Source organism: Streptomyces sp. NPDC048473, assembly GCF_043200155.1.
In the GTDB taxonomy this organism is placed as follows: domain Bacteria; phylum Actinomycetota; class Actinomycetes; order Streptomycetales; family Streptomycetaceae; genus Streptomyces.
Window position 1 is genome coordinate 1 of sequence record NZ_JBICXE010000110.1, and the last position, 9,453, is coordinate 9,453.

At 65.5% G+C, this 9,453-nt stretch carries 9 protein-coding genes and 1 pseudogene; 2 read left to right on the forward strand and 8 right to left on the reverse strand.

Annotated elements, in window-relative coordinates:
• Nucleotides 1–24: 24 nt before the first annotated feature.
• Genes ACGFU7_RS46780 through ACGFU7_RS46790 form a run of 3 tightly spaced genes read right to left on the reverse strand, consistent with a single transcriptional unit; the run spans nucleotide 25 to nucleotide 3,910 of the window.
• Complete coding sequence (locus tag ACGFU7_RS46780) at nucleotides 25–597, reverse strand: DUF6262 family protein (RefSeq protein WP_393704793.1); 573 nt, start codon at nucleotides 595–597, stop codon at nucleotides 25–27.
• Nucleotides 594–2,366, reverse strand: a complete 1,773-nt coding sequence (locus ACGFU7_RS46785) for a tyrosine-type recombinase/integrase (protein WP_393704795.1) — start codon at nucleotides 2,364–2,366, stop codon at nucleotides 594–596. Before ACGFU7_RS46785 ends, ACGFU7_RS46780 begins: the two co-directional genes overlap by 4 nt.
• Nucleotides 2,252–3,910, reverse strand: coding sequence for a tyrosine-type recombinase/integrase (locus tag ACGFU7_RS46790; RefSeq protein ID WP_393704797.1), 1,659 nt, complete (start codon nucleotides 3,908–3,910; stop codon nucleotides 2,252–2,254). The genes ACGFU7_RS46785 and ACGFU7_RS46790 overlap by 115 nt, the downstream gene beginning before the upstream one ends.
• A gap of 173 nt (nucleotides 3,911–4,083) precedes the next feature.
• Between ACGFU7_RS46790 and ACGFU7_RS46795 the strand changes: the two genes are divergently transcribed.
• Entirely contained in the window at nucleotides 4,084–5,610 is a 1,527-nt protein-coding gene (locus ACGFU7_RS46795) for a transposase (RefSeq protein WP_393704799.1), read from the forward strand.
• A 28-nt stretch (nucleotides 5,611–5,638) separates the two neighbouring features.
• Here the strand turns inward: ACGFU7_RS46795 and ACGFU7_RS46800 are convergent, their stop codons facing one another.
• Nucleotides 5,639–6,523, reverse strand: a complete 885-nt coding sequence (locus ACGFU7_RS46800) for a RimK family alpha-L-glutamate ligase (protein ID WP_393704800.1) — start codon at nucleotides 6,521–6,523, stop codon at nucleotides 5,639–5,641.
• A gap of 107 nt (nucleotides 6,524–6,630) precedes the next feature.
• The gene (locus ACGFU7_RS46805) at nucleotides 6,631–6,834 is read right to left on the reverse strand and encodes a ubiquitin-like protein Pup (protein WP_393704802.1); all 204 of its coding nucleotides are present in this window, start codon (nucleotides 6,832–6,834) and stop codon (nucleotides 6,631–6,633) included.
• A gap of 255 nt (nucleotides 6,835–7,089) precedes the next feature.
• Here ACGFU7_RS46805 and ACGFU7_RS46810 point away from each other — a divergent pair, with 255 nt between their 5' ends.
• Nucleotides 7,090–7,650 (forward strand): recombinase family protein, encoded by a 561-nt coding sequence (locus ACGFU7_RS46810; protein ID WP_393704803.1) that lies wholly within the window; start codon nucleotides 7,090–7,092, stop codon nucleotides 7,648–7,650.
• A gap of 53 nt (nucleotides 7,651–7,703) precedes the next feature.
• On the opposite strand, the gene ACGFU7_RS46815 is transcribed toward ACGFU7_RS46810, so the two are convergent.
• The 3 genes and pseudogenes from ACGFU7_RS46815 to ACGFU7_RS46825 form a co-directional block, all read right to left on the reverse strand.
• Nucleotides 7,704–8,225, reverse strand: coding sequence for a transposase (locus ACGFU7_RS46815; RefSeq protein ID WP_393704805.1), 522 nt, complete (start codon nucleotides 8,223–8,225; stop codon nucleotides 7,704–7,706).
• Between the two features lie 117 nt (nucleotides 8,226–8,342).
• Nucleotides 8,343–8,591: pseudogene (locus ACGFU7_RS46820) on the reverse strand (reverse transcriptase N-terminal domain-containing protein); the annotation flags it as partial.
• Nucleotides 8,592–9,247: 656 nt separating this feature from the next.
• Nucleotides 9,248–9,453, reverse strand: a 206-nt coding sequence (locus ACGFU7_RS46825; RefSeq protein WP_393704806.1) for a hypothetical protein, incomplete at its 5' end; no start/stop codon positions are given.

Genomic DNA, 9,453 nt, shown 5'->3' on the forward strand with positions numbered 1-9,453 from the left:
CCTCGGCCAGATCAGCCCGATCACCTACGAACAGCGATCAACTACGCTGGCCACCGCCGCATGACAACCGGTGTCCACGATCACGGGGAAGGCCCCGATCCTGTCCCTGGCCTCCGACAGTTCCTGCCTCAGAACCGTGTTCCGTTGTTCCAGCTGTTGCACCCGTTCGACCAGCTCGTTTCGGTTCACCCCGTCCAACTCGGCACCGAGAGACAGCCGGACCCGGTTCTGGAGACGGTCGCGTTCCCTCTTGAGCTCCTTGATCTCTTCACGCGCCAGGGCGAGGTCCGTCTGCAGCCCGGCAGGAGACACCTGTCGCGCCGCTGGAACGGGGGCGCCCTGTACCTGCCCTTGCTGGGCGGTGATGCCGTTCTGAACGGCCTGGTGCACCTGGGGCTGGTTGTAGACGAACCACGTGGACACCGCCGCGTCCCGCGCCACCTGGCTGACGGTGATGCGTCGTCCCGAGCGGAGAAGGCCGTTCACTGCATCGAGCGCGCGCTTGGTCTTGTCCTCGCTGTCCTTGGCACGGCTGGCGCGCAGGCGCTCGACCCGTGAGTTCCGGTCATTACTGCCGGAAGCGGCAGGACTTTTCATTCTGGGCTCCGCGTCGTCAGTGCCTGCAAGGGGACGAAGGCTGCTGCGGAGCGGGCCTTGCGCAGCTCGCGCGAGGCGGATTCGACGACCGCGCGCTGCTCGGCAGGCAGCGCTTCGAGCTTCCTCCGCATCTCGTCGGCCGACTTCGAGTACGCGCGGATCTGGTCGTCGAGATTGCGCACGACCCAGTCCGCGGCTTCCATCGCCAAAGCGGCCTCCTTGTCGGCCCGCAGGTCCGCGATCTGCTGTTCCATGGTCGGCAGGTAGGAGGGGTCGGGCCGGTAGAAGTCGCAGCCCGCGCACTGGAAGCGGATGCGGCAGTGCCCGCCTCCGGCCTTGACGTTGCTCGGTTCGGTGCAGCCGCCGTACGGAACTCCGACGCTCTCCACTTCGTAGGCCAGTGGGTCGCTGAAGCCACGGGATTCCCCGTTCCGGTCGACGGCGAGCGCCGCGACCGTCCGTACGGCTTCCTGTTTTCGGCTGAGGGAGACCTTGTAGTACCCCATGGTGACGTCCAGCGACCGGTGATCCATGAGTTCCCGGAGGACATCGGGGCGAGTACCCGCGTCCGCGTGGCGTTGGGCGTAGGCGTGCCGGAATCCGTACGGGACGATCTGGGAGCGGTCGTAGGGGAGAGGCTCACCGTCGTCGCCGAGGCGCTCATCAACGAGCACGGGAATGACCTCGTCGACCCAGGCACGGAAGATCCTGTTGCAGAACTGCGCAGGGGTGAGGTGACCACGCCGGGGCCGGTTGCGCTGACCTGGTGACGGGAACAACCACTGCTCGCATGCAGGTACCGGTGGCAACCGCTGAAGCGCCTTCTGCCAGGACTCGATCTCCTGGGCCGTCGCCTCGGTGATGGGCAAGCGGCGGCCGTGTCGGCGTCGCTTGTGGTTGTCGTAGATCAGAGTCGGTTTGCCGTCGATCCACTGCAGACAGTCGCGGCGCAGGCTAGTGACCTCGCCAGGGCGCCGACCGGTGTCTCGAAGGACCTTGTAAGCAACCTGGTACATCCGCGCGAAGTCCGCGGCAGTCCAGCCACCGCTTTCGTACGCTGTCGATGTGCCGAGCAGTTCGACGTGAGCGTCGAGCTGTGAGATGACATGTTCCGGGATGGCGCGGCCGATCTCGTCCTCGGAGATCTCGACCGCAGCGATGGTGTGGAATTTCGGGTTCAGCGCGAAGCCGCCGGGAATGTGGTCCATCATCCCGGCCTGGCGTGCGTACTCGAGGAACGCACGCCATAGGCGCAGCAGCGACCGCCGGTGGCTCGTTGAGTAGTCGCGACCGTTATCCGGACGCTTGGCGATGCGGAACGCGTCCACCACGGCGCTCATGTCCGCCATCGACAACCTCTCCGGTGTATCACCGTGGGGGCGATCGGTCAGCGCGGCTGAGGCGAGCGTCGCGGCGTACACGGTTTGCCGGAACTCGATGACATTGGGGCGCACCGCACGGCCGTAGTCCTTCACCAGTTCACGCAGCCATGGCTGGCGGACCGGACGGAAGTCGATCACGCCGTGCATGGCCGTGTACGTGCGCCCTGGACCGGCGGCGAGTCCCACAAGGGAGCATTCCCAGACATCCCCCGATGTCGGATCGGTGCCCTCGTACTCCAAGCGCGCACGTCGGACGTGTTGGAGGATCCCGTTCAGCATCCCCGCGAGTTCTGCCGGCAGCTCTCGTACGAACGACTCGTCCAGATCCAGGAGCGTCGGCAATGGGGAGGGGAGAGCGGCGACCATACGCCGGACACGCTGGGGCACGAGGTTGATCCCCGCGGCGTCGCGTTGCTGAATCCCGTACTGGATCTCCCGCCGTACGGCCGCGGGGACTTCGCTGAGCGAGAACTGGGAAACTCCAGGGAGGGACCCGGTCGAGACATTGGGGCGACGGCGTGCGGTGTCGGGTACGTAGGTTGTGTCGAAGTCGGACGGGTTCGCCCGCGACCAGCGTGCTCTGATGCAGGCGCTGCAGCGGCCGCCGTTATGGGCAACGTGCGTGGAGCACGCCGCCACCCTGCAGATGAATACGCTGGTCGCGGGGTTGCCGGGGACTGCGGTGAACAGCATTGAGCCCTCGTCCCACTCGGACGCTCGCCACCCGGGCGCCAGGCGTTCCGCGAGCCACGAAGCCCAGGACGTATCCGCCTGGAGTGGCAGCGCGACGACAGCCGAGTCGGCCCCCTGCCCCATCGGATCGCCTCCGGCGAGACACGCTCGACGGCAGCTCGGAGCTCCTCGTCCTGGGCGTGCAGATAGACAGCGGTGCTCGCTGATGAGGCATGGCCCAGCAGCGTCTGGACGACGTCTGGTGAGACTCCGCTGCGAATCCAGCGCGTTGCTGCGGTGTGCCGCATCATGTGTGGACGGGCGCGGAAGCCGCAGCGCTTTCCAATCCGCTCGACGATCTGCTTGGCATTGGAGTACGTCATCGGCCTGCCCGCGTACGGCCCGGCGAGGTTCACGAACACGTAGTCGCAGCTGACGGCTTCGGGCACGTTCTCCCGCTCCGAGAGATGGGCGCGGTACCTGTGCACGGCAACTTCAGCCAGTGGCACCATCCGATGGCGGCCTGCCTTCGCTCGTGCGCCGTTCACGTTGTCCTGCCTGGGGCGGACATGGAGATGCGCGCCTCGCGTACGGCAGCCCAGATGCGTCGAGTCGGGCAACAGGTGCATGTCCTCCCGTCGCAGGCCGAGAGCCTCGCCGATCCGCAGACCCCCTTCGACGAGCACCGTTAGGAGCAGCCGATCCCGGGCTGAGCGGGCTGTCTCCATCACCTCCCTGACCTGAAGATGGGTGAGAATTGCGGGTGCTGTTTCGATCTCCGGCGCCTTCAGGACGCGAGCCTTGATCACGAGGTGCTGGCCGCCTTCCCCCGGGTCGAAGCCGCTCGGCGGCGAGGTCAGGAAGCGCGGTTCACTCAGGCGTGCGGCGACCTCATGCTCCACATGACCTTGGACGGCGCAGAACCGCAGGAACTCGCAGACAGCGGTCAGAACGGCATTGACGGTCCTCCCCGAGGGCAACTGCCCCTGCCGGGAGGGTGTTCGCTCGATATGGAACTTGAACCTTGTCATGTCGCCGAGGCCGGCGGTTTTCCAGTCGGTAGCCCGTCCGGCACACCAGTTGAGGAAGCGCCCGATCCGGGGGATGTAGGCGCGCTGCGTCTGCGGCGAGCGTCCGGCGCCCCGCAGGTAGAGCGAGAACTCCCGTACCTCGGGATGAGGCCGGTAGGTTTCCTCGTCGACGAGTAACCAGGTGACCTCTCCCGTGGTGGGTGAGACAGCCTTCTCCGTGCGCAGCATCGCCGATTCTCCCCTAGTCGGAGCATGTCGCTCATGTGCCTCTTGGTATGACTGATAACGGCGAGGTACAACGAGAGGACACGGCTGTCACTCATGTCTCTCACAGGGAAGAAGGGCATGCAGATAAACCCGGTTAGGACGACCTGCCGCAGGACTTCGAGGACAACCGGGACGTGCACTACGACGCGATCCAAAAGCCCCAGGACCCGGCGGAGTTCATCGCGGAGCTGCAGAAGATGCACCGCAAGGGGCTGGGCCGGCTGGAGAAGGCGCTGGTGGAGGACACCACCGGCGGGGTGGCGATTGTGAAGAGGAACGGCGAGGGCTGGATCAAGGTCTCCCCGCGGGCCAAGCAGGAGGAGCCGGAGAACCTGACCGCAATCAAGGCCGAGGTCCAGCGGCGCTGGGGCACCATCGACCTGCTGGACATCCTCAAGTACGCCGAGTTCGACACCGACTTCATCTCGGAGTTCACCACGGTGGCCACCCGCGAGAACCTCTCGCGGGAAGTGCTCCGGCGGCGCCTGCTCCTGGTGTTGTTCGGGCTGGGCACGAACATGGGGATCAAGCGGGTCGCGGTGACCGGCCGGCACGGCGAGTCGGAGGCCACCCTGCGTCGGGTGCGGCATCTGTTCGTGAACCGGGGCAACATGCGCGCCGCGCTGGTCAAGCTGGTCAACGCGACCTTCGCCGCGCGCGAGGAGGGGTGGTGGGGCAGCGGGACGGCGTGCGCCTCGGACAGCCGCAAGTTCGGCGCGTGGTCCTCCAACTTCATGACGGAGTGGCACCAGCGGTACCGGGGACCCGGCGTGATGATCTACTGGCACGTCGAGCGGAAGTCGGTCTGTATCTACTCCCAGCTCAAGAGCTGTTCGGCCTCCGAGGTCGCCTCGATGATCGAGGGCGTGCTGCGGCACTGCACCGACATGGAGATCGACCGTCAGTACACCGACACCCACGGCGCCTCCGTCGTCGGGTTCGCGTTCGCGCACATGCTGGACTTCCGGCTGATGCCCAGGCTGAAGAACATCGGCCGGGCCAGGCTGTACCGGCCGGCCGCCGGTGAGGACAAGAACTGGCCCACCCTGGCGCCCGTGCTCTCGGGCAAGACCATCGACTGGGACCTGATTGCCCAGCAGTACGACCAGATCGTGAAGTACACCACCGCGCTCAGGTTGGGCACCGCCGAGGCCGAGCAGGTGCTCCGCCGGTTCACCAAGGGCGGCCCCAAGCACCCGACCTACCAGGCCATCGAGGAACTGGGGCGGGTCGTGCGAACGGCGTTCATCTGCGACTACCTCAGCGATGAGGAGATGCGCAAGGAGATCCACGAGGGCTTGCAGGTCGTGGAGAACTGGAACTCGGCCAACGCGGACTTCTTCTATGGCAAGGACGGCGATCTGACGGGCGATGACAAGGAGAGCCAGGAGGTCTCCATGCTTGCCCTGCACCTCTTGCAGAGCAGTCTCGTGCACGTCAATACGCTGTTGATGCAGCAGGTCCTGGCCGAGCCGAAGTGGGCCGGCCTGCTGACCGAGGCTGACCGGCGGGCCCTGTCCCCGCTGTGGTGGACCCATATCAATCCATACGGCCGCTTCGAACTGGACATGACACGCCGCCTGGACCTCGGCCCCGTCCTGTCCTCCGAACCAGAGTCCCAGGACGAGACCGTCGTTGTCGAGGTGGCCCCGGCGGCGTGAGAAGAAGGAGGCAACCGGCCGGACTATGTCAAAGACGTGCCGCAGGGGTTCCGGTCGAGAGTTTCGAGCGGAGGTAGGTGGAGTACGCACGGGTCTTCTGCTCGGCGAAGGTCCCGGTGCCGATGGCGGGGCTGGAGCTGACTTCCAGCAGGTACCACTGACGGGTATGCCGGTCCTGCACCAGATTGACTCCCGCGACGTCACACCCCATCAGTTCAGCGGCGCGCACTGCCATGTCTAGAACATCGGTCTCGAAGGTCTCTACATCGAACAAGGTGGCGTGTCCGCCCTGCTCCGTGTTGGTCAGGTGCGATCCATCGGTGCTGCAGCGGTGCATGACGATCGGCACATCCCTGCCGAAGACCAGGGCCCGGAAGGTGCCGTTGTTGGGGATGAACTGCTGCGCGAGGAATGCGACCTTCGCGTGCGCGGGGTCCTCGACATACCGCAGAAAATCGATTTCGGTCTCGATCAGATAGTTCAGTCGCCCGCCCGCGGCGTTCATGGCCTTCAGTATGAACGGCAGACCAAGCCGGTCGGCGAGGTCCACGAAGGAGCCGTTCAGCAGTCGCCTGGGCAGATAGAGCGTGGCGGGCACCGGCAGATCGTCCTGTGCGAGCACCATCAACTGGTAGAGCTTGGTCGGTGCGCTGATCGCCGCCGCGTTGACCGGCGGCCGCTGCCGATACCCCAAGTATGCGGAGATGGAAGCCAGCAGCGTGGCCGTCGGGCGCGGATAGGAACCGATCTGGACCAGCCCGAACTCCGCCAGGTCCCGGCCCCCGATCATCTCGTGCACGAGGGTTTTGCCCGTCTCGACCGAGAACGCGATGTCTTCGATCCCGCAGAAGAAAGTCTTGAACTCGTCTCCCAGTTCCAGGCCGGCGGACACCGCGTACTCGGGCTGGAACACCTCACCGTTGATGACCAGCAGATCCCGGCAAGACTCTCCCTCCTCCGGCGAGGGCCGCAGCCCGCGTGACACGGTCTTCTCGCCCTCAGCCTCCGAAGCGGACACGCCTACTGGCCGCCCTTCTGCACAAAAGCGGCGACCCACTCCTGGGGGTTCTCGATCTCCTTGAGGACGTCGTCAATGTCTTCGAGTACCTCATCAGCATCCGGGGAGACCTTCGAAGCGCTCGTTGCGGGCTGGTCCCCGGTCTCGGCTGACGCATCCTCCTCGCGGGAGTCCTCGTGACGGCGGCGCTCCTCTTGATGCTGCACGGCTCAGCCCCTTTTGCCTGGGATGAAGATGTGGCCATCGGCAGCAGCCACCGGCCGGTCCGCTCATCCTATGGATCACCGCGAACCCGAGTCCACGTGCCCCCTGCCGCACCAGTCACATCTAGCCTATGCGTCGGCAAACGATCGTTCGCGATACACAAAGATCAACATGACGTTCTCCCAGATCGCGTCTGTAACGCTTCCCGCGTACGCGCCTATGTCACGCACAACCCCGTCTCCGATACAGTCCACGGCATGAGGATCGGCGTCGCCCGCGTATCAAAACGTGATCAACACCCTGAAGCGCAACAAGACGCCTTGAAAGCCGCAGGATGCGAGAAGGTCTTCACCGACAAGGCATCCGGCAAACTCGCCCGCCGCCCCGAACTCGACAAAGCCCTCCTCGTCGCCCGCGAAGGCGACCAACTCGTGGTGACCAAACTCGACCGCCTTGGCCGCTCACTCGAAAATCTGATCGATCTGGCCAAGGACCTCCAGGCCCGCGGCGTCGACCTGGTCGTGCTCGACCAAGGCATCGACACCTCCACCGCCGTCGGCCGCATGTTCTTCCAGATCCTGGGCGCAGTCGCCGAATTCGAACACGCCCTCATGTCCGAGCGCACCATGGACGGCCTGGAAGCCGCCCGTGTCCGGGGCCGCACCGGCGGACAGAAGCCCAAGCTCGGACCCCGGCAAGTACAGCTGGCACGGGAGATGTACGACTCTGGTGAGCTGACCGTCCAGCAGATCGCCGACGAGTTCGGCGTCACCCGCCCCACCATCTACCGCCACCTCGACCGAAGCGCCGCACCGTGATCAATGCTCAGCGCTCAATCGACTACGCAGTGCTACCTGTCGGGTAGCGGCAGCTATACGAGAACAGGGCCTTGGGGAGGTGAAGGGGCGGGGCTGTAGGGCACGGCGTGCAGCGGGTAGTAGAGGTTCTCATCGGCCCAGCAGGTGGTCACGGTGACGATGCCGTTGTCTGTCTTGCCCAGCCGGCCCAGCCACTGCCGCCCGATGTGCGCGGTCGCCTTCCCGTCCTTACGATCCCCGGAATCGTCGATCACCAGCACCCCGCCCGGGTGCGACGCGGTCGTGGGATCGGACAGCAGGAGTTCCACCCTGCGGGCGTTGACCCGCTCGTGGTCCCAGGTCGACTCGGACAGGAAGAACTGCAGCCGCTGCACCGAGGGATGCTGGGCCCCGACGACGGGTTCGGTGCCGGCCAGGCAGGTCAGCGTCTTGTTCCGGTCCCGCGGCAGCAGCAGCCCAGTCAGGTACTCGCGGAACCCACGGCGCTGTGCCAGTGTGGAGAACAGGTCATCGAAGCGTGCGGCGTAGGCTTCCAGCAGGCCCGGAGCGGGCGGACACGGCAGACGACGGGTCATCACGAGCCCCCAGGCGGCGAGGCAACGTTCCTCTGCTACCGGCCTACTACAGCCCTGACCCGCAGTCAACAAACCACCGCTAGTCAGCCACTCCCGCGCTGCGGGGGAACCTCACTGGGGCAGCAGGACGACTCGTCCGTCGATCCCTGCCGTCTTGCGGCCAGCGTTGATCTCCGTCGCCCGCCGCACGCTCACCAGCGTGTTGGAGCGGGAGCGGAGCATCAGTTTCTGGAGATTACGGACCTTCTTGAGGTCCCCTGCCTGTGACGCCGTGAAGATCCGTTGCCTCAACCGCCGTACTTCGTCCTCCGCGTTCTGCCAGTCGATCGACTGCCAGTCGGTGGACTCGTCCTCAGGTCCGTTCATCGCGGTGACGCTGTCGTCCTGGACGGTATCCGCCACGGATGATGTTGTTGCCACGGTGTCTAACTTGCCCTTCGGTTCCGGCGCTGTTGATCATCGAGTCCTCACAGGCCCACCTGACCCACGTCAGCACCCTTGCAGGTCCGGGCAGTGCCTGTATCCGGCCGGTTATGCGAGGCGACCAGCGGAGGTGCCAGCCATCTGCCCCGGTTTCCCGCTGCCTTTCGGCCACCGGCGTTGGCTTCTTGGGTCATCCTGTGCCCGCTGGGGAGTTGGGCCTTCCTTACGGTCGGCTGACCGGACGTTGTAGCGCCCGGACCCCAGCGGGGTTTCCACGTTCCACACGAGTGAGATACGACCGGGGTGGGTGCCCCCTAAACTCCGGGACGGCGATGCTCTCCCGGCTGACGTTGGGTCTTCAGCCGGCGCCTGCCGCTTCTCAGCGGCCAGTCCTGCACCCCGCTGGAACGATCCATCGGCGGGGCCCACGATCACGAGGCATCATCAGGGGTTCACTTGCGTTCACCCGTCCGGTCTTCCCCTTGCCTGTAATCCCCGGATGGAACGGGGACCCCTGGGCTTCTCCTTCGAGCTTCACACCCCGCCGTTACCAGCGACGCATGTCGAAGTGGGGACGGGCCTTGAGCACTGGCCCGGAACTACGCTGTCGACATCAAGTCGATCCTCCGATCAGGTAATTCACTCAATCTCGTGCGACTTCGTGTCGCACCCCAACGCTGGTGATAGAGACCCGTTAGCGCGGCCGCCGAGTAGCGGCGGGCGTCGGTCAAGGTCGTGACCAGCCGGTAGGACCCGGTGAAGACGGTGCCGTCCGCGCAGGTCACCGTGATCTGCGCGTCGATGA

What these genes read in the sequence shown, in the direction of transcription:
- ACGFU7_RS46780 (WP_393704793.1), bottom strand. Translation starts at nt 597, where the DNA reads ATGAAAAGTCCTGCCGCTTCCGGCAGTAATGACCGGAACTCACGGGTC.
- ACGFU7_RS46790 (WP_393704797.1), bottom strand. Translation starts at nt 3,910, where the DNA reads ATGCTGCGCACGGAGAAGGCTGTCTCACCCACCACGGGAGAGGTCACC.
- ACGFU7_RS46810 (WP_393704803.1), top strand. Translation starts at nt 7,090, where the DNA reads ATGAGGATCGGCGTCGCCCGCGTATCAAAACGTGATCAACACCCTGAA.
- ACGFU7_RS46815 (WP_393704805.1), bottom strand. Translation starts at nt 8,225, where the DNA reads ATGACCCGTCGTCTGCCGTGTCCGCCCGCTCCGGGCCTGCTGGAAGCC.